Raw genomic sequence first — 23,852 nt, 5'->3', positions numbered from 1 at the left:
CGTCGACGTCGTCGGCGCGGACGCCGACCGCGGCGCGTTCCTGTCGCCGCTGCTGCTGCGCGTCGACGACCCGGACAGCGACGCGCCGCACAGCGTCGAGGCGTTCGGCCCGGTGAGCTGCGTTGTCGGCTACACCGACGTCGCCGATGCCGTGCGCCTCGCGGCGCGTGGCAGGGGCAGCCTCGTCGGGTCGGTCGTCACCGCCGACGCCGACGTCGCCCGGCGCATGGTGCTGGGCTGCGCGCCGTACCACGGTCGGCTGCTCGTGCTCGACGCGGAATCCGCCGCCGAGTCGACGGGTCATGGATCGCCGCTGCCGAACCTCGTGCACGGTGGTCCCGGTCGCGCCGGCGGCGGCGCGGAGCTCGGCGGCCTGCGCGCCGTGTTCGCGCACATGCAGCGCACCGCCGTGCAGGCGAGCCCGCGGCTGCTGCGCGCCGTCACCACCAGGTGGGTGGCCGGCAGCGCGCGCGACGACACCGGCGGGCACCCGTTCCGCAAGTCGCTCGCCACGTTGCGCGTCGGCGACACCGTCGTCGCCGGCCCGCGCACGGTGACTCTCGACGACATCGAGCACTTCGCCGAGTTCACCGGCGACACGTTCTACGCCCACATGGACGAGGCGGCCGCCGCCGCCAATCCGTTCTTCGACGGCCGGGTGGCGCACGGTTACCTGATCGTCTCGCTCGCGGCCGGACTGTTCGTCGATCCCGACCCGGGGCCGGTGCTCGCCAACTACGGCATCGACGAGCTGCGCTTCCTGTCCCCCGTCTACCCCGGCGACGCGCTGACCGTGACGCTGACCTGCAAGCAGATCAATCCGCGGCCCGGTGACTACGGCGAGGTGCGGTGGGACACCCAGGTGACCAAGCAGGACGGCTCGGTGGCCGCGCAGTACGACGTCCTGACGATGGTGGCGAAGCAATGGCCGTAGGTTCCGTGATCAACAGCGTGACTTGGTCGTCAGGGCGACCAATTGATGCTGTTGATCAGCATGAGGAGGACGCCGGATGACCGCAATCGACGAGACGAGCGCCGAGCCCGCCGAGCCCGCCGAGCCCGCCGAGTCGGCCGCGCTGGCCGCGCATTTCGACGCGACGATCGAGCATGACCACCGGGTCGAGCCACGTGACTGGATGCCCGACGGTTATCGCAAGACGATGATCCGCCAGATCGCGCAGCACGCGCATTCGGAGATCATCGGGATGCAGCCGGAGGGCAACTGGATCACCCGCGCGCCGTCGCTGCGCCGCAAGGCGATCCTGATTGCGAAGGTGCAGGACGAAGCCGGGCACGGCATGTACCTGTACTGCGCCGCCGAGACACTCGGGGCCGACCGCGCCGACCTCACCGAGAAGTTGATCACCGGCCGGCAGAAGTACTCGTCGATCTTCAATTACCCGACGCTGTCCTACGCCGACGTCGGCACCATCGGCTGGCTGGTCGACGGCGCCGCGATCTGCAACCAGGTGCCGCTGTGCCGTTCGTCGTACGGCCCGTACGCCCGCGCCATGGTGCGTATCTGCAAGGAGGAGTCGTTCCACCAGCGGCAGGGTTACGAGCTGCTGATGACGATGATGCGCGGCACCGACGCGCAGCGCGCGATGGTGCAGGAATCCGTGGACCGGTTCTGGTGGCCGTCGCTGATGATGTTCGGGCCACCGGATGCCGAGTCGCCGAACACCGCGCAGTCCATGGCATGGGGCGTCAAGCGGCACACGAACGACGAACTGCGGCAGCGGTTCGTGGACATGACGGTGCCGCAGGCGCAGGCGCTCGGCGTCACGTTGCCCGATGCCGACCTGCGCTGGAACGACGAGCGCGGCCACTACGACTTCGGTGCCGTCGACTGGACGGAGTTCGCTGCCGTGGTGCGCGGCGACGGACCGTGCAACGCGCAGCGGGTCGCGCACCGGCGGGCGGCTCACGAGGACGGCGCCTGGGTGCGGGAAGCCGCGGTCGCGCACGCACGCAAGCGTCGGTTTGCACCCGCAGCAGTCGCTAACGCGGCTGCTGGCGCGCCGTTAGCGACGTCTGCGGGTGCAAACGGATGACCGAGTACACCGCGGAAGGTGGGCACGGGGCGGTGCCTACGGAGGGTGTGCCCGTCGCGCCCGAGCCGGCGGCAGTGCGCGCGGACTGGCCGCTGTACGAGGTCTTCCTGCGCGCCAAGCGCGGGCTCAATCACGTGCACGTCGGCTCGTTGCACGCCGCGGACGCCCAGCAGGCACTGCATCACGCGCGCGACGTGTACACGCGGCGCAATGAAGGCGTCAGCATCTGGGTGGTGCCGGCCGGCGCCATCACAGCGTCCAGCCCGGACGAGAAGGATCCCTTCTTCGCCCCCGCCGGCGACAAGGTCTACCGGCACCCCACGTTCTACGACATCCCCGACGACGTCCCGAACATATGACCGAGCACAACACTCCTTACGAGGGCCTCGCCGACGACCTCGGGGACCACCGGTGGGCCTTCGGCACCGGTTTCACCGATCCGCTGGCCGGTGTCGACGCGCGCATCCCCGACGGCGTCGATGCCGGCGCGCTCGCCGCCTACTGCCTGATGCTCGGCGACGACGCACTGATCTACTCCCAGCGCCTGCAGGCGTGGATGACCCGCGCGCCGGAGCTCGAGGAGGAGGCGGCGCTGGCCAACGTCGCGCTCGACCTGCTGGGCCAGGGCCGGCTACTGCTCGCCCGCGCCGGTCAGGCCGAGGACGCGGGCCGCGACGAAGATCAACTCGCGTTCTTCCGCGACGCGTACGAGTTCCGCAACGTCCGGCTGACCGAGCACGCCGACGCAGACTTCGCCGAGGTCACCGGCCGGCTGCTGCTGTTCGCCACGTGGCGGCTCGCGCTGTGCGAGCAGCTGCGCGGCTGCGCCGATCCGGTGCTCGCGGCGATCGCCGCCAAGGCGGTGCCCGAGCTCGCGTACCACCGCGACTACGCGGCACAGTGGGTCGTCCGGCTGGGCGACGGCACCGATCTGTCACACGCGCGGATGCAGGCCGCACTGGTCACCCTGTGGCCGTACCTGGACGAGCTGTTCACCGACGACCCGGTCGAGCTGCCCGGCATCGCGGTACGGCCGGCGACGGTGCGCGCCCAGTTCGACGCCGTCGTGGACACGGTGCTGGCCACCGCGGGGCTCGAGCAGCCGGACGCCGCTCCGCTCGCGCCCGTCGCGCGCCGCACCGGGCGGCACGGCGTGCACACCGAGGCGTTCGGCTACCTGCTCGCCGAGATGCAGAGTGTCGCCCGGGCTCATCCGGCCGCGACATGGTGAGCGTCGCGGTCCGGCGTCACGACGACGCGTGGGCGGTTGCGGCGTCGGTGCCCGATCCCGAGCTGCCGATGCTGACGCTGGCCGATCTCGGCATCCTGCGCGACGTCGAGCAGGACGGCGATCGGCTCGCGGTGACGATCACCCCGACCTACAGCGGCTGCCCCGCGATGCGCGAGATCGCACTCGATCTGCGCAGTCGCCTCGCCGCGGCGGGATACACCGACGTGCAGATCCGTACCCAGTTGGATCCCCCGTGGTCCAGCGACCGAATCACCGCAGAGGGGCGTCGCAAGCTCGCACGCGCCGGCATCGCCGCACCGCATCCCGCACCACAACACGCCGGGCCGGTGCCGCTCGTCCTGCAGCCGCGTCGCCCGGCCGTCACCTGCCCACGGTGCGGCTCGGCGGACACCGCGCAGCTGTCCGCGTTCGGCGCCACGGCGTGCCGCGCGCTGTACCGCTGCGACGTGTGCCGCGAGCCGTTCGAGTACGTCAAGGAGATCTGACGTGGCCCGTGACTTCGTTCCGTTGACCGTTGCCGCCGTCGACCGGCTCACCGACGACTCGGCCGCGGTGACGTTCGCGGTGCCCGAGGCGCAACGCGAGCACTTCACCTTCCGGGCCGGGCAGACGCTGACGGTCCGCCGCGGCACGGAACGGCGCTCGTACTCGATCTGCGCGCCGGCCGGCTGGGCGCCGCGCATCGGCGTGCGCGAAGTGGCCGACGGCAAGGTCTCGCGCTGGCTGGTGCGCGAGCTGCGGCCGGGCGACGTCGTCGACGTGCAGCCTCCGAGCGGGTCGTTCACGCCGGACCTCGCACTGGACGAGCGCGACCACGTGCTGCTCGCTGCGGGCAGCGGCATCACGCCGATGCTGTCCATCGCCGGCACGCTGCTCGGCGCCGACGAGCGCAACCACGTCACACTGCTCTACGGCAACCGTCGCAGCGACTCGGTGATGTTCGCCGACGAGGTCGCCGAGCTCAAGGACGCATTCCCGGCACGGATGCGCCTCGTGCACGTCCTGAGCAGGGAGCCGCAGGAGGTCGCGCTGTTCACCGGCCGGCTCGACGCGGCGAAGCTGCGCGAGCTCCTGTCGACCGTCGTCGACGTCGCCGGCACCGACCACTGGTGGCTGTGCGGGCCGTTCGGCATGGTCACCGACGCTGTCGCGGTGCTCGGCGAGTTCGGCGTCGAGCGGTCCCGTATCCACCGCGAACTGTTCTACGTGGAGGACGAGGCGCCGCCGCAGGATCGACACGTCGAGTCGCCGCCCGGTCCCGGCGCGGAGGCGACCGTCGTGCTGGACGGCCGGTCGACCACGTGCACCGTGCCCTACGGCAGCGCGATCCTCGACGCCGCCCAACGGGTCCGTCCCGACCTGCCGTTCGCGTGCAAAGGCGGGGTGTGCGGCACCTGCCGGGCGTTGCTCACCGACGGCGAGGTGCGGATGCGCCGCAACTACGCCCTCGAACCGGCCGAGGTGGACGCCGGTTACGTGCTCACCTGTCAGGCCGTCCCCGAGTCCGAACGCGTCGTCGTCGACTACGACGCCTGAGCCGCGCAGGATCCCCACATGCCCGACCTCGCCCCGGACCCGGCAACGCTCGACCCGTGCGAACGCGCCTCGGTGGACGAGCTGCACGCGCTGCAACTGAGCAGGCTGCGGGCCACGCTGCGCCACGCCTACGAGAACGTCGCCCACTACCGCGCCGCCTTCGACGCCGCCGGAGTGCGGCCCGAGGACTGCACCGACCTCGCCGACCTCGCCCGCTTCCCGACCACCGCCAAAGCCGATCTGCGGGAGAACTACCCCTTTGGGATGTTCGCGGTGCCGCGTGAGCAGGTGGTGCGGGTACACGCGTCCTCGGGGACGACCGGCCGGGCCACCGTCGTCGGCTACACCCGCGCCGACCTCGACGTCTGGGCCGAGGTGATGGCGCGCTCGATCCGCGCAGCCGGCGGCCGGCCGGGACACGTGCTGCACAACGCCTACGGCTACGGGTTGTTCACCGGGGGCCTGGGCGCGCACTACGGCGCCGAGCGGCTCGGCTGCACGGTGGTGCCGGTGTCCGGCGGGATGACCGAACGGCAGGTGACGCTGATCCGCGACTTCCGGCCGGACGTGATCATGGTGACGCCCTCGTACCTGCTCGCGATCATCGACGAGATGGAGCGCCGGGGCGACGACCCGGCTGCGTCGTCACTGCGGTTCGGGATCTTCGGCGCCGAGCCGTGGACCGACGGCATGCGCGCCGACATCGAACGACGCCTCGGCATCGACGCCACCGACATCTACGGGCTGAGCGAGGTCATGGGTCCCGGCGTCGCGCAGGAGTGCGTCGAGACCAAGGACGGCCTGCACGTCTGGGAGGACCACTTCTACCCCGAGGTGATCGACCCGCTCACCGGCGAGGTGCTGCCCGACGGCGAGGAGGGCGAACTCGTGTTCACCTCGCTCACGAAGCAGGCCATGCCGGTGATCCGGTACCGCACCCGCGACCTGACGCGGCTCATGCCCGGCACCGCGCGGCCCATGCGCCGGATGGCGAAGATTACCGGCCGCACCGACGACATGATCATCCTGCGCGGCGTCAACCTGTTCCCCACCCAGCTCGAGGAGCTGATCCTGCAGGTGCCGGCCCTCGCGCCGCACTTCCAGTGCGTGCTCACCCGCAGCGGCACCCTCGACGAGCTGACGGTGCGGGTGGAACGGCGTATCGACGCCAACGAGCACGACGCCATGGCGGCCGGCGCCCAGCTGCGTGAGCGGGTGAAGAACGTCATCGGCGTGACGGTGGCGGTGGACGTGCTCGCGCCCGACGGTGTCGAGCGGTCGATGGGCAAGATGCGCCGCGTGCTGGACGAGCGACCGGCCCGGTGAGGGCGGCCAGGGTCGTCAGGCAGCTGCGGCGCGCCGGGTGCGTCTTCGCCGAGGACGAGGCCCGGCTGCTCGAGCAGCATGCCGCCGAGACCGGTGAGCCGCTCGAGCCGCTCGTGCAGCGCCGCTGTGCGGGCGAACCGTTGGAGTACATCGTGGGCTGGGCCGCCTTCTGCGGCGTGCGCGTCGCGGTCTCCCCCGGCGTGTTCGTGCCGCGGCGGCGCACCGAATTCCTCGCCCGGGTGGCGGCGATCTTCGCGCGATACAGCGGCGCGGATGCCACGGTGCTCGACCTGTGCTGCGGCGCAGGCGCGATCACCGCGGTACTGCAGGCAGAGGTTCCCGACATCCGGCTCTACGCCGTCGATCTGGACCCCGCTGCCGTCGAGTGCGCGCGGACGAACGTCGGCGACGACGTGCACCTCTTCGTCGGCGACCTCTACGAGCCACTGCCCGCGCAACTGCGCGGCCGGGTCGACGTCGTGGTGGCCAACGCGCCGTACGTGCCGACCGAGGACATCGCCGCGATGCCGGCCGAGGCCCGCGACCACGAGCAACGGACCGCTCTCGACGGCGGTGCCGACGGCACGGACGTGGCACGCCGCGTCTTCGACGGCGCGAGGCACTGGCTGCGGCCCGGCGGCACGGCGTTCGTCGAGCTGTCCGGCAGCCAAGCGGTGGCGTTGTCGCCGAACCTCGATGCGGACCTCGACGTCTGCATCACCGAGAGCAAGGCCTATGCGGAGATCGTGCTGTCGGCCACTGCACCCGGCGGCGCCGATGCCGCTGACCGGGAGCAGGCGTGGGACGAGGTGCACGCGCTGCTGCAACGACCACGCCCCGCGTAGCTTCGCCTGGTGACCCGCGCCGCCGCCCCGTCCGCGCACGCGGTGCGCTGGGCGCGGGTCGGTGTGGTCGTCACCTTCTTCGTGCACGGCCTGCTGTTCGCGTCGTGGACCGCGCACATCCCTCAGGTCAAGGCACACCTGCACCTGGACAACGCAACCCTCGGCGTCGCGCTGCTCGGCGCGCCGGTCGGCTCGGTGTCCGCCATGCTCGCCGCCGCCGCGCTGATCCCGCGCTTCGGCAGCCGTCGCGTGGTGCAGGTCTGCCTGCTCGGCTACGGCATCAGTGGGCCGTTCGTCGGGCTCACCGGCTCCACCGCGGCGTTGTTCGCGGCGCTATTCGTATGGGGCGCGTTCATGGGGACGCTCGACATCGCGATGAACACCCAGGCCATCGCCGTCGAGGGAGCCCGCGACCGGGCGATCATGAACACGACGCACGCGTTCTGGAGCCTCGGCGCCTTCGCCGGCGCGGGCCTGGGGGCGGTCTGCGTCGCCGTGGGCATCTCGCTGTCCTGGCAGCTGCTCGTCGCGGGCAGTGTCGCGATCGTCGTCGCGGAGTGGCTGACGCTGCGCATGCTGCTCGACGCCGCGGACCCGGCGGCCGCCGAGCGGCCGGCATCCGCACCGGCGGCGCGGCCACGGTGGCCGCACCGGCTGTCCTCGGCCGTACTGCTGCTCGGCGCCATCACGTTCGCGTCGATGCTGTGCGAAGGCGCGGCGGCCGACTGGTCGTCTGTCTATCTGCACGACTCGGTGCATGCGAGTGCCGCGATCAGCGGGCTGGGCTACGCGGCCTTCGCGCTCGCGATGGTGGGCGCGCGGCTGTCCGGCGACCGGTTGATCGAACGCTTCGAGGCACGGCGGGTGCTGCCGGCGCTCGCGCTCGTCGCCGCGGTTGTCTTCGCGATCGCGCTCGCCGTCGGCGCCGTGCCCATCACGTTGTTCGGGTTCTTCGCCCTGGGGGCGGGCCTCGGGGCAGTCGTCCCCACCACCTTCAGCGCCGCGGGCCGGCTGCCGGACCTGCATCCCGGGGTGGCGGTGGCCGCCGTGTCCGGCATGGGCTGGGCCGGCTTCGTGCTCGGTCCGCCGCTGATCGGGCAGCTCGCCGGCCTGAGCACGCTGCGGGCCGCGCTCGCGGTCATCCCGGTGCTCGCTGCGTTCGTCGCAGTTGCCAGCAACCGGGTGGCAGCGTTGCGCAGGGCCGCGTGAGCCCGTATTCCCGGCACACGGGTGCGATTCCCGACGCCACCTGGCCGGGAAAGTCGGGGATCGACCGGGTATCTCGGCTACATGACGAAAACATGGTTCATCACCGGCGCCTCGCGCGGTTTCGGCCGCGAGTGGGCGATCGCCGCGCTCGAACGCGGTGACTCCGTCGCGGCGACGGCGCGCGACACCAGCTCGCTCGACGACCTCACCGAGAAGTACGGCGACCGGTTCCTGCCGATCCAGCTCGACGTCACCGATCGTGACGCGGACTTCGCAGCCGTCGCCCAGGCGCACGACCGGTTCGGCCGCCTCGACATCGTCGTCAACAACGCGGGATACGGTCACTTCGGCCTGGTCGAGGAACTCACCGAGGACGAAGCCCGCGCCCAGTTGGAGACCAACCTCTTCGGCGCGCTGTGGGTCACCCAGGCCGCATTGCCGTTCCTGCGCGAGCAGGGCTCGGGCCACATCCTGCAGGTGTCGTCCATCGGGGGCATCTCCGCGTTCCCGCTGGTCGGCGCCTATCACGCGTCGAAGTGGGCGCTCGAAGGCCTCAGCCAGTCGCTGGCCCAGGAGGTCGCCGACTTCGGCATCCACGTGACGCTGATCGAGCCCGGCGGATTCTCCACCGATTGGGCCGGTTCGTCGGCGAAGCACTCGAAGGAGCTCGACGCCTACAAGGAGTTTCACGAGAAGGCGCAGGAGCAGCGCAAGCAGCGCGTCTCCGAACCGGGTGACCCGAAGGCCAGCGCCGAGGCGGTGCTCAAGCTCGTCGACGCCGACGAACCGCCGCTGCGTTGCTTCTTCGGCAAGGCGCCGCTGGGCATCGCCGAGAAGGACTACGAGTCGCGACTGTCCACGTGGCGCGAGTGGCAGGACGTCGCGGAGCTCGCCCAGGGCTGAGTCGATAGCGTGCCGGGGTGCCCCGGCTCATCCTGCTCAACGGCATGCCCGCGGTCGGCAAGACCACGCTGGCCCGCCGGTACGCCGACGACCACGCCATGGCGCTCGTCGTCGAGCTCGACGGGTTGCGCAGGCAGCTCGGCCGTTGGCAGGAGCAACCGACCGCCGCCGGGCTGCATGCGCGGGCGTTGTCGCTGACGCTGGCCGGGCAGCACCTGCGCGACGGGTTCGACGTGCTGTTGCCGCAGTTCCTTGCTCGTCCGCGGTTCATCGAGCAGGCCGAGCACGTCGCGGTCGGCGCCGGGGCGCAGTTCTTCGAGTTCGTGCTCGTCGACGACCGCGACACGTTGTTCGCGCGTTTCGCCGCGCGCAGCACCGCTGCAGCAGAGCCGGCACACGTGGACGCTGCGTGGCTGGTCGAACGCAGCGGGGGCGAGACCGCGCTCGCTGCCATGCACGACCGGTTGCTGCAGATCATCTCGACCCGTGACGGGACGCGGGTGTTGCACTCCCCCGCGGGTTCGCTCGAGCGCGTGTACGCGCAGCTGCTCGATGCCGTCGGTGACGAGGAGGAGGCATGACCTACATCCAGGTATCCGGCCGACGGATCTGGCATGAGGTCACCGGTGACGGCCCGCCGGTGGTGCTCCTGCACGGCGGTTTCAGCGGCGCTGACGCCTTCGCCGCCCAGACGCCCGCGCTGGTGGCCGACGGGTGGCGCGTCCACGTCCCCGAACGTCGCGGGCACGCGCACACCCCGGACGGCGACGGCGAATTCAGCTACGCGGCGATGGCCGACGAGACGGTCTCCTACCTCGAGCAGGAGCTCGCGCAGCCGGTGCCGCTCGTCGGCTGGAGTGACGGCGCGATCGTGGCGGTGCTCGTCGCGCTGCGCCGGCCCGACCTCGTGGCGCGAATGGCGCTCATCGGCCAGTACTACAACAGCGACGGCCAGGTGCCGGACAGCCGGCTGGCAGCCTTCCTGCACACCGAGGAGGCCAAGGACTACCTGCGACGCGACTACGACCCGGTGTCGCCGGACGGTCCCGAACACTTCGGCGTCATCTACGCCAAGATGATGCGCATGATCGACAACGAGCCGGAGCTGGACCTGGACGATTTCGCCGCGATCACGGTGCCGGTCCTCGTGCTGCAGGGCGACCGGGACGAGGTGCGGCTCGAGCACTCACAGCAGGTCGTCGCGGCCCTGCCCGACGCCCGTCTCGCGGTGCTACCGGGCACCCACGGCTTGCCCGCCGAGGCGCCCGAGCTGGTGAACCCGTTGCTGATCGCGTTCCTGCGCGGCCGGACCGGGGCAGGCTCCTGACCGTGACTGACACGCAGACGACCGAGACCGGCGACACCAAGGACATCGGCAGCGACGGCGGCTTCCAGCGCGACCAGAACTACATCACCACGCGGATCACTGCCGACGGCCGCGACGGCTACCCGGTCGAACCCGGGCGGTACCGGCTCGTCGTCGCCCGCGCGTGCCCGTGGGCCAACCGCGCGATCATCGTCCGCCGGCTGCTCGGCCTCGAGGACGTGCTGTCCATGGGCATCTGCGGCCCGACGCACGACGAGCGCAGCTGGACGTTCGATCTCGATCCCGGCGGGCGCGACCCGGTCCTCGGCATCGAGCGGTTGCAGGAGGCGTTCTTCCGGCGGGTCCCGGACTACCCGCGCGGCATCACGGTGCCGGCGATCGTCGACATTCCGACGGGGCAGGTCGTCACCAACGACTACGCGCAGATGACGCTCGACCTCTCGTCCGAATGGCGGCCCTACCAACGCGCCGGAGCGCCGAACCTCTACCCCGAAAACCTGCGCGGCGAGATCGACGAGGTGGCACAGCTGGTGTTCGAGGACGTGAACAACGGCGTCTACAAGTGCGGGTTCGCGCGCAGCCAGCACGCCTACGACGACGCCTACAGCGCCCTGTTCGCCCGGCTCGACTGGCTGGACGAGCGGCTGCGCGGTCAGCGCTACCTCGTCGGCGACACGATCACCGAGGCCGACGTGCGGCTGTTCACCACGCTGGCCCGCTTCGACCCCGTCTACCACGGGCACTTCAAGTGCAACCGGCAAAAGCTCGACGAGTTCCCGGCGCTATGGGCCTATGCGCGGGATCTCTTCCAGACACCGGGCTTCGGCGACACCACCGACTTCGTGCACATCAAGATGCACTACTACCTGGTGCACAAGAACATCAACCCGTCGGGCATCGTGCCCGACGGGCCCGACCTGGCCAACTGGCTCACCCCGCACGGTCGCGAGGAACTCGGCGGCCGCCCGTTCGGTGACGGCACTGCGCCCGGCCCGCCGCCCGCGGACGAGGTCGTACCGGCGGCACACGGCGCCGGCTGACGTACCGGATCAGAGGCCGACGGCCTGCTCGAGCGCGTCGAGTTCCTCGTCCAAGAAGCGCAGCAGGCGCTGCAGGTGCGGCACCGACCGACGACAGCCGGTCAGTCCGAACGCAACCTCCGTGGCGTAGCTGGTGCAGGTGATGTTCAAGGCCTGACCGCTGAGCGGGATCGACAGCGGGAACAGCCCGTCGAGACGTGCGCCGTTCCAGTACATCGGCTCGCGCGGCCCCGGCACGTTGGAGATGACCAGGTTGAACGGCGGCCGGACGGTGCCGTTGAGGCCGAGCGCGGGCAGGACCGCGAGCGGACTGACGCCCAGCCCGCTCATCATGAGGATCTGCATCTGGCTCATCGTGCTCAGGGCGGCTTTGCCCTCGGTCATCGAGCGGTGCACGTTGGCCAGCCGGTCACCGGCGTCGTCGAGGTGCGTGCCCAGGTTGCACATCACTACGCCGACGGCGTTGCCACCGCCGTCGCCGCCTGCCTCGTCGTCGCTGGCCAGCGACACCGGAACCATCGCGATCAGCGGGTCGTCGGGCAGCGCGTCCTCGCTGATCATGTAGTTGCGCAACGCCCCCGAGCACATCGCGAGGATGACGTCGTTGACGGTGGCATCCGCGCTCTTGCCGACGGCGCGGATGCGTTCCATCGGCCACGACTGCGCGGCAAATCGCCGGGCGGCCGTGATCGGCACGTTGAACATCGACTTCGGTGCCGACAGCGACATCGAACCGCTCTGTTCGGTGATCGCGCCGCGCAGGGTGCGGACCAGCGCCGGCGCGAGACCCGCCGTGTCTCCCACGGTGTGCAGGACGCGCTGGGCGGCGCTCTGTGAGGCGCCCTTCTTCCGCTTGCCCGACGGCGGCCGAGGCGCCCACGGGGCCGGTATGCCGCGCTCATCAGCGTCCGGAGTCAGCTGGCGGCCGAGCATCCGCAGCGCAGAGACTCCGTCGATCAACGAGTGGTGCACCTTGAAGTAGATGGCGTACCTGCCGTCCTCGAGTCCCTCGATCAGGTGCATCTCCCACAGGGGACGGTGCCGATCGAGCAGGGTCGAGTGCAGCCGGGACACCAGCGCCAGCAGGTCGCGGATGCGCCCGGGCTGCGGCAGAGCGCTGTTGCGCACGTGGTGTTCGAGATCGAACGACTTGTCTTGTACCCATCCCCACTGCCCGAGCGTGGTGACCGAGCGCTTGGGTCGCTTGAGGAAGAGTGACGACGGTTCCTGCGTCATCGAGTCGGCGAACATCTGCCGGACGTCCAGCGCATTGGCGCCGTCGGGCGGGGTGTAGAGCTGCAGACTCCCGACGTGCATCGGCTGCTCCCGCGACTCGGCGAGCAGGAACAACGAGTCGGTGGGCGACATCGGCAGCAGCATCCGTTGATTCTGACACCCCGAACCGTTCGGTGCTTACCGGACGTTTCGCCCTCCGCGGCCGCTGGGTACCGGTCGGGTACCGGGGATGCCGGTCCCCGCTGACGGAAGGGTTCGACGATGGCCGATTTCGGTGACATGGCGGACAAGGCGAAGGACTACGCGGACGACCACGAGGAGCAGGTCGAGGGCGGCCTGGACAAGGCGGGTGACGCCGCCGGCGACAAGTTCGGCCACGAGGAGCAGATCGACAAGGGCGTCGACAAGCTCGACGACCGCATCGGCGACGACGGCGGCGCCAACTAGGTCGTAGGTCGGCGCGGGCCGCTGCCCGCGCCGATCAGGAACTCGCCGCCGGCGCGGTGTGCACGATGCCGTGCGCGTCGACGCAGCTGTCGGCGTCGTGCCGGTTGTTGTCCTCGTGGTCGACCTGCAGGGTGACGTGGCCGATGCCGTAGCGCTGCGCCAGCAACTCGCGTAGCTGGTCGGCCACCTGATGACAGTCGTGCGTGGGGCGCACCAACACGTGCGCGGACACCGCGTTCTCCTGCGAGCCCAGGACCCACACGTGCAGGTCGTGCACCTGCGCCACGCCATCGCTGCGTGCGAGATCGGCACCGAGTGCGAGCGGGTCTAGCCCGTTCGGCGCCGCCTCGAGGAACACCCGGCCGGCCTCGCGCACCAATCGGACGCCGGTCCAGGCCATCAACGCGGCGACGGCCAGCGACGCCACGGCGTCGGCGCGCAGCCAGCCGGTGGTCACCACGACCACGCCTGCGACGAAGGTCGCGGCGAATGCCCAGACGTCGGTCAGCAGGTGCGCCAGCACGCCGCGCACATTGAGGCTGGACCGGTCCGCCCGGCCGGCGAGCATCGTGGCGAGCACATTGACCGCCGCACCGACGACGGCGACCACGGCGACGACCCCGCCGTGCACCTGCGCGGGGGTGACGAGCCGGCGCACGCCCTCGACCACGAACCACAGAGCCAGCAGAACCAGCGTGATGCCGTTCGCCTGCCCGGACAGCGCGTCCATCCGGGCAAGCCCGTACGTGAACGCGCCGCGCGCCGGACGGCGCACGAGTCGCGAGGTGACGACGGCGAGCAGCAGCGCTGCGGCGTCGGTGAGCATGTGGCCCGCGTCGGCGAGCAGTGCCAGCGAGTGCGCGAGCAGGCCGGCGACGATCTCGGCGACCATGAATGCGACAACCACGCCGAGGGCGGCCAACAGCCAGCCTCGGTCCGCTGCGTCAGCGGACCGCGTCCCGTGTGTGTGGTCGTGCGGCACAGCATCGATTGTCCCACCCCTAGCCATGGGTGGGTGCGGAGCGGAACTCACCACCCGGCGTGCAGGGGGCGTCCTTCCGCGTAGCCGGCGGCGCTCTGCACGCCGATCGCGGCGCGCTCGTGCAGTTCGGCGAGGTTCGTCGCGCCGGCGTAGGTACACGCCGATCGCACGCCGGCGGTGATCGCGTCGAGCAGGTCCTCGACGCCCGGCCGCTCGGGGTCCAGGAACTGCCGCCCGCTCGAGATGCCCTCCTCGAACAACGCCTTGCGGGCGCGGTCGAAGGCGCCCTCACCGCTGGTGCGGCTGGCGACGGCGCGCGCCGACGCCATGCCGAAGCTGTCCTTGTAGAGCCGGCCGTCCGGCGCGGCGTGCAGGTCCCCGGGCGATTCGTAGGTGCCGGCGAACCACGAGCCGACCATCACCGCCGAGGCACCGGCGGCGAGTGCGAGCGCGACGTCGCGCGGGTGGCGCACTCCCCCGTCGGCCCACACGTGCCGCCCGGCCGCACGCGCCGCCTCGACGCACTCGAGCACCGCGGAGAATTGCGGGCGGCCCACGCCGGTCATCATCCGGGTGGTGCACATGGCGCCCGGCCCGACGCCCACCTTGACGATGTCCGCGCCGGCGTCGATGAGCTCCTGGGTGCCGGCTGCGGACACCACGTTGCCGGCCACGACCGGTATCTGCGGCGCCAGCGAACGGACCGCGCCGAGCGCGTCGATCATCCGTTGCTGGTGACCGTGGGCGGTGTCGATGACCAGCAGGTCGATGCCGGCCTCGAGCAGCTCGGCGGCGCGGCCCTTGACGTCGCCGTTGACGCCGATGGCCGCCGCGACCCGCAGGGCGTGGTCGGCGTCGAGCGCGGGCCGGTAGATCGTCGAGCGCAACGCACCGGTGCGGCTGAGGATGCCGATCAGCGCGCCCTCGCGGTCGACCACCGGCGCCAGCTTGCGGCGCCGCCGGTCCAGCTCCTCGAAGGCGCGCACCGGGTCGAGCGGGTCGTCGACGAGGGTGAACGGGTCGGCCGACATCACCTGGTGCAGCTGGGCGAAGCGCTCGGCGCCGATGCAGTCCGACTCGGTGACGATGCCGACCGGGCGGTCGCCGTCGACGACCACCACCGCGCCGTGCGCGCGCTTGGGCAGCAGCGCCAGCGCGTCGCTGACCGTGCTGCGGGGCGACAGGGTCAGTGCGGTGTCGACGATGTGGTGGCGGCGCTTGACCCAGGTGACGACGTCGCTGACCACCGGCACCGGGATGTCCTGCGGCAGGACGGTCAGCCCGCCGCGTCGCGCGACCGTCTCGGCCATCCGGCGCCCGGCCACCGCAGTCATGTTCGCGACGACGAGCGGGATGGTCGTACCGCTGCCGTCGGCGGTCGAGAGGTCGACGTCGAAACGCGACGCAATGTCCGAGCGGCGCGGAACCATGAAGACGTCGTCGTAGGTGAGCTCGTACGACGGTGCCGGGCCGATGAAGTGCACGAGGTCTGGAGTCTACCTACGCTCAGACCGGTGCTGGCGGTTCTGGACATCGATGGAGTGGTCGCCGACGTCCGGCACCGGCTGCACCATCTCGAGCGCGGGTCGTGGCGCCGGTTCTTCGCGTCGGCCGGTGCAGATCCGCTGCTGGCCGAGGGCGCCCGGCTGGCCGCGGACCTGGCGCGCGAGCACGAGGTCGTCTGGCTGACCGGGCGCCCGGAGTGGCTGCGCACCGTCACCGCGGACTGGCTGCGCGACCGCGGCCTGCCCGGCGTCGAACTGCACCTACGCGCGCCCGGCGACTACCGCCCTGCGGCTCGGTACAAGCTCGACGTCCTCGCCCAGCTGCGGCCGCGGGGCGTGGCCGCGCTCGTCGACGACGACGACGAGGTCGTGCGAGCCGCGCTCGACGCCGGTTTTCCGGCGGCCCTGGCGGACTGGGTGCCGCGGACCGACGTGTTACGGCGTGCACAGGACCGCGACGGCCGGACCTAACGCCAAGTGGCACAGCTCATAAGTCACGGATGGGTAACGAAGTAACAGAAACCAAACATCAGGTAGTTGAGCCGGGTATCAATAAATCCGACGGGCCAAACGGTGCGTCGTTTGGACAAGGTAGGAATTTGTCGCACACTTGGTGTTACAAGTTCCGAAAGCGATTACAGGAAAACGTCATGAACGGTCTGCCTGCCGCCCCCCGCCGGCACTCCTGCACCCACGTACCGGCCTGCCCCACGGCCGAGGCCGCCGACCGCGATGCGGCCCACGTGCTCTCCGCGCACCCCGAGCAGGGCTGGAGCCTGCTGTGCAACGGCGTCGTGGTCTTCGAGGACTTCGGCGAGCTGCTGCCGAACGGCGAGTGCACCGGTGCCCGGCGCGCCGCCCTGCTGCTCGCCTCCCCGCACCGCCGCGCCAGCTGACCTACTCGAGCCGGTTGCGCTCGAGGATCGCCCCGAGAGCCGCGCGCGCCGGCAACGTCCCGTAGGCAAATCCCCAGTCTCCGTCCAGCCGCGAGGCCACGAACGCGTCGGCCACCGCGGGCGTCGCGTATCGCACCAGCAGCGACGCCTGGAGCAGCACGGCCATCCGCTCCACGAGCCGCCGAGCCCGGACCTGCAGATCCGCGTCGTCGGCCAGCTCTTTGCGCAACAACGCCAGCGCGTCGTCGTAGCGCGCATCCGCTCCCGCCGCCAGCTCGAGTTCGCCGAAGAACGCCTCCACGGCCGCGGCGTCGCGGCCCAGCGCGCGCAGCGTGTCCAGCGCTGCGACGTTGCCCGATCCCTCCCAGATGGACACCAGCGGTGCCTCCCGGTACAACCGCGGCATGCCGGACTCCTCGACGTAACCGTTGCCGCCGAGGCACTCGAGCGCCTCGCCGGTGTGGCCGGCGAGCCGCTTGCACAACCAGTACTTGGTGACCGAGAGCGCGATCCGGCGAAACAGCGCCTCGTCCCGATCGCCGCCGGCTGCGCGGTCGACGGCCCCAGCGATGCGCATGACGACGGTCGTGGCGGCTTCGGACTCCAGCGCCAGATCGGCCAGCACGTTCGTCATTGCCGGCTGGTCGACGAGCCGCGCCCCGAATGCGCGCCGGTGTGTGGCGTGGTGCAGGGCGTGTGCGAGCGCCAGCCGCATGCCGCTCGCCGCCATCAGCGAGCAGTCCAGGCGGGTCATGTTGACCATCTCGATGATCGTGGAGACGCCGCGTCCCTCACCACCGACCAGCCAGCCCAGCGCGCCGTCGTACTCGACCTCGGCCGAGGCGTTGGACTTGTTGCCCAGCTTGTCCTTGAGCCGCGTGATGGCGAACGCGTTGCGCGTGCCGTCGGGCATGACGCGCGGCACCGCGAAGCACGACAGGCCGCCGGGGGCCTGTGCCAGGGTGAGGAACAGGTCCGACATGGGTGCCGAGGTGAACCACTTGTGCCCGGTCAACCGAAAGGTCGCGTCCGCACCGGCCGGCACGGCGCGGGTCGTGTTGGCGCGCACGTCGGAGCCGCCCTGCTTCTCGGTCATCGACATGCCGGCGATCAGCCCGGGCTTGCTGCTCGGCTCACGCAGTTGCGGGTCGTAGGCGCGGCTGGTCAGCAGCGGCTCGAACCGCGCGGCCAGCGACGGTTCGGCGCGCAGGGCCGGCACCACTGCGTAGGTCATCGAGATCGGGCACAGGTGCCCGGCGTCGGCGGCGCCCCCGGCGCTCCTCTTCGCCGCCCGCGCGACGTGCGCGCCGGGGCGCGGATCGGCCCAGGGGGCGCCGTGCAGGCCGTGCTCCACGGCCGTGCGCATGAGGTCGTGGTACTGCGGGAGGTATTCGACCTCGTCCACGCGATTGCCGTGGCGGTCGTGCGTGTGCAGCACGGGTGGGTGGTCGTTGGTGAGCCGGCCGGTCAGTTGCCACTGCTCGCTGTTGGCCAGCCGGCCGAGCTCGTGCACCTCGTCGCGCGCCCAGGCAGCGCCCTCGCGCTCGAGCCCCTCGTCGAGGGCGGCATGAGCGGTGAGGTCGGTGCCGGTGATCGGCGGGACCTGATTGGTGACCTCATGCGTCGGCATCAGGCGACACTCCAATGGCTCGGTAGGTGAATGCGATCAGGCTCGGCAGCGTGTCGGGATGCTCGGCGGGTGCCGCGAGTGGGCCGGTCAGCGCCTCGCCGACCGCCCCGACGAGTGCCGCCGCCACCACCGCGGCGTTCTGCGCAGGCAGCTCGCCTGTGCGCACACCGAGATCGACGGCCTCGTACAGCACGTCGCGGAACGCCTGACGGAAACGCAGCCGAAGGGCCTCGACGGGCGCCTCCACCGGTTCGGCGAGCAATGCGTACGCCTGGCGGGGTGACTTGAGCGCGCGGCCGGCGAAGGTCTCGATCACGGCGCGGATGCGCTCGGCCGCGCTGCCGTGCGCGGCGTGGGCGCGCACCACCTCGACCTCGCGGCCGACCACCGTCTCGAACAACTCGGTGATCAGACCGGTCTTGTTCTGGAAGTGGTTGTAGACGGTGCCGGACGCGACGCCGGCACGCTCCGCGACCCCGATGATGGTGCAGGCCGCGTACCCACGCTCGGCGAGCAGTTCGGCCGCCGCATGGACGACGGCGCGGCGCTGAAGATCGAGGCGTGCCTGCATCGAGGCGGTGCGTCGATAGGCCATCCAAGCAGTGAATCACCGTTGCACTTCTTGGACAACCGGGGCTGAAGAGACGCGTCAGCTGCGCAGCAGGCCCGTCGCGCCGCACTCCGGGCAGGCCCAGACCCCGTCCGCCTGCTGCTCCAGCGGACCGTGCGCGATGCACGCGGGCCGGCCGTCGGCAGCGAGCACGACGTTGCCCAGGCTGACGTCCCAGCCGCCGTCGATGTCGAGGAGCTGCTGCGGCGGTGGCGCGAAGCTGGCCGCGGCATCGAGTGCTCGGACCGCCGCCGCGAGCATCGCGAACGCGGCGTTCGCGCGCCGCCAGGTGGCCGGCAGGCTGGCTTCCGCGACGTCGACGTCGATGTCCGTGACACGCACCGTCGCCGTCTGCTCGGTGCCGTCCGCGGCACGGAAGGTCACCGCGTAGCGCCCGGAGCCGGGCAACGCCTCGATGCGGTGCAGCGCGGTGCCGGCTGCAGAGTCCATGCCCGGGATCATGCCCGATCCGGCTCCCCCGCCGGCGTTGCCGCGACCGTCTCGTGCAGGCACGCTGGACGTATGTGCCGAAACATCCGGACCCTGCACAACTTCGAGCCGCCCGCGACCGGCGACGAAGTGCACGCCGCCGCCGTGCAGTTCGTGCGCAAGATCAGTGGCAGCACCAAGCCGTCCGCGGCCAACCAGGCCGCCTTCGACGACGCGGTTGCCGAGATCGCGCACACCACACGGCATCTGCTCGAGCGGCTGACCACGAGTGCGCCGCCGCGCAACCGGGACGTCGAGGCCGCCAAGGCCCGCGCCCGGGCAGAAGTGCGGTACGCCCGGCTGAGCTGAGTCCCGGCTGCGCAACGCGGCCGACGCGACGGGTCACCGTGTCGGTTACGTTGACGCCCGTGCCGCGCCTCGCCTCGCTCGTCTCGTCCGATCGGCTGTTCGCCGCTCGCCAGCTGGCTCAACTCGGTCTGTTCGCGAACGCCGTCCGACCGGTCCACCTGCCGGGTACCGCGGTGCCGGCGTTCTTCGCCGGCTGGCCCGCCTCCGAGCTCGCGCCACACATCGGGACGCTGTGCGCCCTGGATGCCGGGACCCACCTGACCCGACGTGGCGTCCGCTCCCGCACCGACGTGCTGGGGCTCGTCGCCGCGGCGGCGAACGTCGGCTCGGCGGCCTGGCTCGCCACCGGCAGCCGGCGCGCCGGTGCCGAGATCGAGGACGCGCTGCAGGAGACGCTGGGCGCGGACTACGCCGAGCGCATCGAAAGACCTGCACTGCCCGACGACGACGCAGCCCGCTGGCAGTCGCTGGCGATGCCGTTCCGCGTCCATAACGCGTCGGTCGCCATCGAGCGGAACATCCCGTACGCCGAAGGCGGCAAGCGGTTCGAGCTCGACGTCTACTACCGCGCCGACCTGCCGCCGGATGCCCCGGTGCTGCTGCAGATCCACGGTGGCGCGTGGATGTTCGGCAGCAAGGACCATCAGGGCGTGCCGCTGATGCTGCACATGGCCGCCCGCGGCTGGGTGTGCGTGGCCATCAACTACCCGCTCTCTCCGAAGTCACGCTGGCCTGCGCACCTCGTCGCCGCCAAGCAGGCGATGGCCTGGATCCGCGAGCACGGGCACCGCTACGGGGCGGACCCGACGTTCGTCGCGACCACCGGCGGCTCGGCCGGCGGCCACCTGGCCTCGCTCGTCGCCCTGACCGCGGGCGACGCGTCGCTGCAGCCCGGTTTCGAGGACGCCGACACCTCGGTGCAGGCCTGCGTACCGCACTACGGCGTCTACGACTTCACCGAGGAGGGCGGCGCGCGGTCTGCGACCGAGCGGCTGCAGACGGTTGTCCGGCCGAAGGTCATGAGCCGCGACGCCGTCTACCCGGACGACTACCGCGCCGCCTCCCCGCTCTCGCGCATCGGCCCCGACGCGCCGCCGTTCCTCGTCGTCCACGGCACGAACGACACGCTCGTACCGGTCGCGGAAGCTCGGGAGTTCGTCGCCAAGCTGCGGGAGACGTCGCGCAGTCCGGTGGCGTACGCCGAGATCGCTGGCGCGCAGCACGCGTTCGACATCTTCCCGTCGCTGCGCAGCGCCCACGTCGTGCGTGGGGTGGCCCGGTTCCTCGAGTGGTGCCACGCGACGCGCGCCGAGCGGCCGGCCGCACCCCAGCATTGATCTTCGCAACGCCCTCGTCCGGCGCACCGAGCCCGCGCGTTCTACAATATGGAACACCGCGCGGCGTCGACCTATCGCCGCGCTGTCGTATGAGAGGGGTTGCACCACCATCGTTGCCACCGAGGAACCGACGCCGGACTTCACCATCGCCCTGCCCGACGAACGGGAACTCGACCAGAACGAGGAATTCTGCGACCTGCTGATCGACGGCAGATCACAGCGGGTGCGCTTCCACGACTACGCGCGGATCTTCGAGATCCCGGGCCTGTACGAGGGATTGTTCGTCGAGACGCTGAAATGCGCGTCTCCGGACGTCGTCGCCGGCCTGCTCGCCGAGTCGGTGCGCGCCGCGGGCGAGGATCCGGCCGACCTTCGGGTGCTGGACTTCGGTGCCGGCAACGGCATGGTGGCCGAGGCTCTCGCGCGGACCGGCGCCCGCACGTTCTACGGGCTCGACCTGCTGCCCGAAGCCCGGATGGCAGCGCTGCGCGACCGGCCGGGGCTTTACGTGGACTACCTCGCCGACGACGTGACGACGCTCGACGCCGACGACGCCGCAGTGCTGCGCGATGCCCGACTCAATTGCCTCGTGTGTGTCGCTGCGCTCGGGTTCGACGACGTGCCGCCGGCGGCGTTCGCGGCGGCGTTCAACTACGTCGGCAGTCCGGGGTGGTGCGCGTTCAACCTGCGCGACCGGTTCGTCGACCAACCCGGAGCCTTCTCGCAGCTGCTCGACCGGATGGTCCGTGAGGGCGTCATCGAGGAGACCGCGCACACCCGCTACCAGCACCGGTTGTCGGTGGCCGGCCAGCCGCTGTTCTACGACGCGGTGGTGGCCCGCAAGCTGCGCGACATCCCGCTCGACTGGGTGCGGTAGCGCTCAGCGGGACACGTTCAGTGCCGCGACCAGCTCCGCCGCCGTCGCGCAACGGTCCAGCAGCTCGCCGACGTGCCGCTGGGTGCCGCGCTGCGGCTCGAGCATCGGCACGCGGACCAAGGACTCACGGCCGATGTCGAAGATGACCGAGTCCCAGGACGCGGCCGCCACGGCCTGCCCGTAGCGGCGCAGGCATTCGCCGCGGAAGTAGGCGCGCGTATCGGCGGGTGGCGTGTGCACGGCGTCCTCGGCTGCGCCGGCGGGCAGCAACGTCTGCATCGCGCCACGGGACACCAGCCGGTTGTACAGGCCCTTCTCCGGCCGCACGTCCGAGTACTGCAGGTCCACCAGCTGCAGGCGGGGCGCGTCCCAGTCGAGGCTGTCGCGGTCGCGGTACCCCTCGAGGAGCCGCAGCTTGGCGACCCAGTCCAGTTCCTGCGCTGCCGAGAAGGCGTCGCTGCGCAGCCGGGTGAGCAGTGACTCCCAGCGAGCCAGGACGTCGGCGGTCTGCGGATCGACGTCGTCGCCCTGTCGGTCGTCGACGTACTTACGCGCGCGGTCCAGGTACTCCCCCTGGAGCTCCAACGCGGTGATCGTGCGCCCGTCGGCCAAGGCAATGGTGTGCCGCAAACCGGGGTCGTGCGATACGGAGTGCAGCTCGCGGATCGGCTGCGCGATGGCGAGGTCCGCCGCCAGGAAGTCGTCCTCGATCATCGCGAGCACGAGCGCCGTCGTACCGACCTTGAGGTACGTCGAGATCTCGGAGAGGTTGGCGTCGCCGATGATGACGTGCAGCCGGCGGTAGCGATCGGCGTCGCTGTGCGGCTCGTCGCGGGTGTTGACGATCGGTCGCTTCAGCGTGGTCTCCAGCCCGACCTCCACCTCGAAGAAGTCGGCGCGCTGCGAGATCTGGAAGCCCGCGGTGCGGCCGTCCTGCCCGAGCCCGACCCGGCCGGCGCCGCAGATCACCTGCCGGGTGACGAAGAACGGGATCAGGTGCCGCACCAGGGCGGCGAACGGCGTGTCCCGGCTGCACAGGTAGTTCTCGTGCGCGCCGTAGGACGCGCCCTTGTTGTCGGTGTTGTTCTTGTACAGGTTGATCGGTGCCTCGACGCCGGGCATCGTCGGCAGCCGACGCGCCGACTCGAGCATCACCAGCTCGCCGGCTTTGTCCCACCGCACGGCGTCGAGCGGGTTGGTCACCTCGGGGCTGGAGTACTCGGGGTGAGCGTGGTCGACGTAGAGCCGGGCGCCGTTCGGCAGGATGACGTTGGCCATCCCGGTGTCTTCCTCGGCGTCGATGAACTCCTGCGCGATGGCACCGCCCGCGCCCGAGCCGCCGAGGTCGAAGCCGCGCGCATCGCGCAGCGGTGACTCCTCCTCGAAGTCCCAGCTGGCTCGCCGCGCCCGTCCGGCGGGCAGCGTGTTGGCATAGGCGTTGACGACCTGTGCGGACAGCAGCATGGCGTTGGCCTGGGGCTGGCCGGGCAGGCTGACGCCGTACTCGACCTCGGTGCCCATCACCCGCCGGACCGTCACCATTCCAGGCTACGTGAGACCTCGGGCCGGTTCGAGATCCTTGACCATCCGCAGGGTGCTGTGGGCCGGTCCGGGCCCGACGATGCGGTAGCCGTGCCGGGCGTAGAAGCGGTGGTTGTCGATGCTGCCCGCGCCCGTGATCAGGTCGATTCGTGGCACCGTGGGCGGCAACAACGCCTCGGCGTGGCGCAGCAGCGCGCCGCCGAGGCCCTGGCGATTCAGGTCGGGCACCACGCCGAGCCGCCCCACGTATGCGGTGCCGTCCTCGCGCACCGACGTGCGGACGGTGGCGATCAGCCGGCCGCCCTCGCGCACACCCCACACCGTCTGCGCGGGATCCGCGAGCTGGCTCCGGACGTCGTCCAGGTCCTCGAACAGCGGGGGGATCTGCACGCCCGGGTTGGCGTGCATCTCACGCACCCACGCGGCCAGCTGCAGCGTCAGCAGTTCCCCGGCGTCGTCGTCGGCCAACCGCACGACGCCGCGGCTGACCCGTTCGTCGG

26 protein-coding genes and 1 pseudogene (1 of these 27 running past the window's edge) are annotated in these 23,852 nt (G+C 71.1%); 19 read left to right on the top strand and 8 right to left on the bottom strand.

The features are described from left to right. The 13 genes and pseudogenes from paaZ to ACFFCN_RS00880 all read left to right on the top strand — a co-directional run. Window positions 1-934, top strand: a pseudogene (gene paaZ, locus ACFFCN_RS00940) (phenylacetic acid degradation bifunctional protein PaaZ); it begins 1,046 nt to the left of the window's first position. 76 nt (window positions 935-1,010) lie between these two features. After that, a complete protein-coding gene (paaA, locus tag ACFFCN_RS00935; protein ID WP_375488815.1) occupies window positions 1,011-2,054 on the top strand; it encodes a 1,2-phenylacetyl-CoA epoxidase subunit PaaA in 1,044 nt (347 codons plus the stop codon). Next, a complete protein-coding gene (gene paaB / locus ACFFCN_RS00930; RefSeq protein WP_375488813.1) occupies window positions 2,051-2,413 on the top strand; it encodes a 1,2-phenylacetyl-CoA epoxidase subunit PaaB in 363 nt (120 codons plus the stop codon). Before paaA ends, paaB begins: the two co-directional genes overlap by 4 nt. Beyond that, complete coding sequence (gene paaC / locus ACFFCN_RS00925; RefSeq protein WP_375488811.1) at window positions 2,410-3,285, top strand: 1,2-phenylacetyl-CoA epoxidase subunit PaaC; 876 nt, start codon at window positions 2,410-2,412, stop codon at window positions 3,283-3,285. The genes paaB and paaC overlap by 4 nt, the downstream gene beginning before the upstream one ends. Further along, complete coding sequence (gene paaD / locus ACFFCN_RS00920) at window positions 3,279-3,791, top strand: 1,2-phenylacetyl-CoA epoxidase subunit PaaD (protein WP_375488809.1); 513 nt, start codon at window positions 3,279-3,281, stop codon at window positions 3,789-3,791. The genes paaC and paaD overlap by 7 nt, the downstream gene beginning before the upstream one ends. A 1-nt stretch (window position 3,792) precedes the next feature. Continuing rightward, a complete protein-coding gene (gene paaE / locus ACFFCN_RS00915; RefSeq protein WP_375488807.1) occupies window positions 3,793-4,842 on the top strand; it encodes a 1,2-phenylacetyl-CoA epoxidase subunit PaaE in 1,050 nt (349 codons plus the stop codon). 18 nt (window positions 4,843-4,860) lie between these two features. Next, entirely contained in the window at window positions 4,861-6,168 is a 1,308-nt protein-coding gene (gene paaK, locus ACFFCN_RS00910) for a phenylacetate--CoA ligase PaaK (protein ID WP_375488805.1), read from the top strand. Next, the gene (locus ACFFCN_RS00905) at window positions 6,165-7,013 is read left to right on the top strand and encodes a putative protein N(5)-glutamine methyltransferase (RefSeq protein WP_375488803.1); all 849 of its coding nucleotides are present in this window, start codon (window positions 6,165-6,167) and stop codon (window positions 7,011-7,013) included. The genes paaK and ACFFCN_RS00905 overlap by 4 nt, the downstream gene beginning before the upstream one ends. A 9-nt stretch (window positions 7,014-7,022) precedes the next feature. Next, the gene (locus ACFFCN_RS00900; protein WP_375488801.1) at window positions 7,023-8,222 is read left to right on the top strand and encodes an MFS transporter; all 1,200 of its coding nucleotides are present in this window, start codon (window positions 7,023-7,025) and stop codon (window positions 8,220-8,222) included. Between the two features lie 81 nt (window positions 8,223-8,303). After that, window positions 8,304-9,125, top strand: a complete 822-nt coding sequence (locus tag ACFFCN_RS00895; RefSeq protein ID WP_375488799.1) for an SDR family oxidoreductase — start codon at window positions 8,304-8,306, stop codon at window positions 9,123-9,125. Between the two features lie 17 nt (window positions 9,126-9,142). Further along, complete coding sequence (locus ACFFCN_RS00890) at window positions 9,143-9,706, top strand: AAA family ATPase (RefSeq protein ID WP_375488798.1); 564 nt, start codon at window positions 9,143-9,145, stop codon at window positions 9,704-9,706. Next, window positions 9,703-10,452: an alpha/beta fold hydrolase gene (locus ACFFCN_RS00885; RefSeq protein WP_375488796.1), complete on the top strand. Its 750-nt coding sequence runs from the start codon at window positions 9,703-9,705 to the stop codon at window positions 10,450-10,452. Before ACFFCN_RS00890 ends, ACFFCN_RS00885 begins: the two co-directional genes overlap by 4 nt. 2 nt (window positions 10,453-10,454) lie before the next feature. Next, the gene (locus tag ACFFCN_RS00880; RefSeq protein WP_375488794.1) at window positions 10,455-11,492 is read left to right on the top strand and encodes a glutathione S-transferase family protein; all 1,038 of its coding nucleotides are present in this window, start codon (window positions 10,455-10,457) and stop codon (window positions 11,490-11,492) included. A 9-nt stretch (window positions 11,493-11,501) separates the two neighbouring features. Here ACFFCN_RS00880 and ACFFCN_RS00875 read toward each other — a convergent pair whose 3' ends face one another. After that, entirely contained in the window at window positions 11,502-12,872 is a 1,371-nt protein-coding gene (locus ACFFCN_RS00875; RefSeq protein WP_375488792.1) for a wax ester/triacylglycerol synthase family O-acyltransferase, read from the bottom strand. Window positions 12,873-12,989: 117 nt separating this feature from the next. Here ACFFCN_RS00875 and ACFFCN_RS00870 point away from each other — a divergent pair, with 117 nt between their 5' ends. Further along, complete coding sequence (locus ACFFCN_RS00870) at window positions 12,990-13,175, top strand: antitoxin (protein ID WP_375488791.1); 186 nt, start codon at window positions 12,990-12,992, stop codon at window positions 13,173-13,175. A gap of 34 nt (window positions 13,176-13,209) precedes the next feature. On the opposite strand, the gene ACFFCN_RS00865 is transcribed toward ACFFCN_RS00870, so the two are convergent. Together ACFFCN_RS00865 and ACFFCN_RS00860 are read right to left on the bottom strand one after the other, a co-directional pair. Beyond that, window positions 13,210-14,097: a cation diffusion facilitator family transporter gene (locus ACFFCN_RS00865; protein WP_375488789.1), complete on the bottom strand. Its 888-nt coding sequence runs from the start codon at window positions 14,095-14,097 to the stop codon at window positions 13,210-13,212. A gap of 107 nt (window positions 14,098-14,204) precedes the next feature. Further along, window positions 14,205-15,641 (bottom strand): GuaB1 family IMP dehydrogenase-related protein, encoded by a 1,437-nt coding sequence (locus ACFFCN_RS00860; protein WP_375488787.1) that lies wholly within the window; start codon window positions 15,639-15,641, stop codon window positions 14,205-14,207. A gap of 30 nt (window positions 15,642-15,671) precedes the next feature. Here ACFFCN_RS00860 and ACFFCN_RS00855 point away from each other — a divergent pair, with 30 nt between their 5' ends. Beyond that, the gene (locus ACFFCN_RS00855) at window positions 15,672-16,133 is read left to right on the top strand and encodes a hypothetical protein (protein WP_375488785.1); all 462 of its coding nucleotides are present in this window, start codon (window positions 15,672-15,674) and stop codon (window positions 16,131-16,133) included. Between the two features lie 179 nt (window positions 16,134-16,312). Continuing rightward, window positions 16,313-16,558 carry a DUF5999 family protein gene (locus tag ACFFCN_RS00850; protein ID WP_375488783.1) on the top strand — a complete coding sequence of 82 codons (246 nt, stop codon included), beginning with the start codon at window positions 16,313-16,315 and terminating at the stop codon, window positions 16,556-16,558. Between the two features lies 1 nt (window position 16,559). On the opposite strand, the gene ACFFCN_RS00845 is transcribed toward ACFFCN_RS00850, so the two are convergent. The 3 genes from ACFFCN_RS00845 to ACFFCN_RS00835 are packed head-to-tail and all read right to left on the bottom strand — an operon-like array spanning window position 16,560 to window position 19,248. Beyond that, window positions 16,560-18,188 carry an acyl-CoA dehydrogenase family protein gene (locus ACFFCN_RS00845; RefSeq protein ID WP_375488781.1) on the bottom strand — a complete coding sequence of 543 codons (1,629 nt, stop codon included), beginning with the start codon at window positions 18,186-18,188 and terminating at the stop codon, window positions 16,560-16,562. After that, window positions 18,175-18,783 (bottom strand): TetR/AcrR family transcriptional regulator, encoded by a 609-nt coding sequence (locus tag ACFFCN_RS00840; protein ID WP_375488779.1) that lies wholly within the window; start codon window positions 18,781-18,783, stop codon window positions 18,175-18,177. The genes ACFFCN_RS00845 and ACFFCN_RS00840 overlap by 14 nt, the downstream gene beginning before the upstream one ends. Before the next feature lie 54 nt (window positions 18,784-18,837). Beyond that, window positions 18,838-19,248, bottom strand: coding sequence for a hypothetical protein (locus ACFFCN_RS00835; RefSeq protein ID WP_375488777.1), 411 nt, complete (start codon window positions 19,246-19,248; stop codon window positions 18,838-18,840). 72 nt (window positions 19,249-19,320) lie between these two features. Here ACFFCN_RS00835 and ACFFCN_RS00830 point away from each other — a divergent pair, with 72 nt between their 5' ends. Genes ACFFCN_RS00830 through ACFFCN_RS00820 form a run of 3 tightly spaced genes read left to right on the top strand, consistent with a single transcriptional unit; the run spans window position 19,321 to window position 21,810 of the window. Continuing rightward, the gene (locus ACFFCN_RS00830; RefSeq protein WP_375488775.1) at window positions 19,321-19,596 is read left to right on the top strand and encodes a DUF2277 domain-containing protein; all 276 of its coding nucleotides are present in this window, start codon (window positions 19,321-19,323) and stop codon (window positions 19,594-19,596) included. A gap of 59 nt (window positions 19,597-19,655) precedes the next feature. After that, on the top strand, window positions 19,656-20,933 hold the full coding sequence (locus tag ACFFCN_RS00825; protein ID WP_375488773.1) for an alpha/beta hydrolase fold domain-containing protein: 1,278 nt from the start codon (window positions 19,656-19,658) through the stop codon (window positions 20,931-20,933). After that, entirely contained in the window at window positions 20,863-21,810 is a 948-nt protein-coding gene (locus tag ACFFCN_RS00820) for a class I SAM-dependent methyltransferase (RefSeq protein WP_375488771.1), read from the top strand. Before ACFFCN_RS00825 ends, ACFFCN_RS00820 begins: the two co-directional genes overlap by 71 nt. 3 nt (window positions 21,811-21,813) lie before the next feature. Here ACFFCN_RS00820 and dop read toward each other — a convergent pair whose 3' ends face one another. After that, entirely contained in the window at window positions 21,814-23,349 is a 1,536-nt protein-coding gene (gene dop, locus ACFFCN_RS00815) for a depupylase/deamidase Dop (protein ID WP_375488769.1), read from the bottom strand. A 9-nt stretch (window positions 23,350-23,358) separates the two neighbouring features. Then, on the bottom strand, window positions 23,359-23,852 hold a 494-nt coding region (locus tag ACFFCN_RS00810; RefSeq protein ID WP_375488767.1), incomplete at its 5' end, for a GNAT family N-acetyltransferase.

Origin of the sequence: uncultured Jatrophihabitans sp., from assembly GCF_964246335.1 — a bacterium.
In the GTDB taxonomy this organism is placed as follows: domain Bacteria; phylum Actinomycetota; class Actinomycetes; order Mycobacteriales; family Jatrophihabitantaceae; genus Jatrophihabitans.
This window is presented reverse-complemented; position numbering and strand designations above follow the sequence as displayed.

What these genes read in the sequence shown, in the direction of transcription:
- paaA (WP_375488815.1), top strand. Translation starts at nt 1,011, where the DNA reads ATGACCGCAATCGACGAGACGAGCGCCGAGCCCGCCGAGCCCGCCGAG.
- paaB (WP_375488813.1), top strand. Translation starts at nt 2,051, where the DNA reads ATGACCGAGTACACCGCGGAAGGTGGGCACGGGGCGGTGCCTACGGAG.
- paaC (WP_375488811.1), top strand. Translation starts at nt 2,410, where the DNA reads ATGACCGAGCACAACACTCCTTACGAGGGCCTCGCCGACGACCTCGGG.
- paaD (WP_375488809.1), top strand. Translation starts at nt 3,279, where the DNA reads ATGGTGAGCGTCGCGGTCCGGCGTCACGACGACGCGTGGGCGGTTGCG.
- paaK (WP_375488805.1), top strand. Translation starts at nt 4,861, where the DNA reads ATGCCCGACCTCGCCCCGGACCCGGCAACGCTCGACCCGTGCGAACGC.
- ACFFCN_RS00895 (WP_375488799.1), top strand. Translation starts at nt 8,304, where the DNA reads ATGACGAAAACATGGTTCATCACCGGCGCCTCGCGCGGTTTCGGCCGC.
- ACFFCN_RS00885 (WP_375488796.1), top strand. Translation starts at nt 9,703, where the DNA reads ATGACCTACATCCAGGTATCCGGCCGACGGATCTGGCATGAGGTCACC.
- ACFFCN_RS00875 (WP_375488792.1), bottom strand. Translation starts at nt 12,872, where the DNA reads ATGCTGCTGCCGATGTCGCCCACCGACTCGTTGTTCCTGCTCGCCGAG.
- ACFFCN_RS00870 (WP_375488791.1), top strand. Translation starts at nt 12,990, where the DNA reads ATGGCCGATTTCGGTGACATGGCGGACAAGGCGAAGGACTACGCGGAC.
- ACFFCN_RS00850 (WP_375488783.1), top strand. Translation starts at nt 16,313, where the DNA reads ATGAACGGTCTGCCTGCCGCCCCCCGCCGGCACTCCTGCACCCACGTA.
- ACFFCN_RS00845 (WP_375488781.1), bottom strand. Translation starts at nt 18,188, where the DNA reads ATGCCGACGCATGAGGTCACCAATCAGGTCCCGCCGATCACCGGCACC.
- ACFFCN_RS00840 (WP_375488779.1), bottom strand. Translation starts at nt 18,783, where the DNA reads ATGGCCTATCGACGCACCGCCTCGATGCAGGCACGCCTCGATCTTCAG.
- ACFFCN_RS00835 (WP_375488777.1), bottom strand. Translation starts at nt 19,248, where the DNA reads ATGGACTCTGCAGCCGGCACCGCGCTGCACCGCATCGAGGCGTTGCCC.
- ACFFCN_RS00830 (WP_375488775.1), top strand. Translation starts at nt 19,321, where the DNA reads ATGTGCCGAAACATCCGGACCCTGCACAACTTCGAGCCGCCCGCGACC.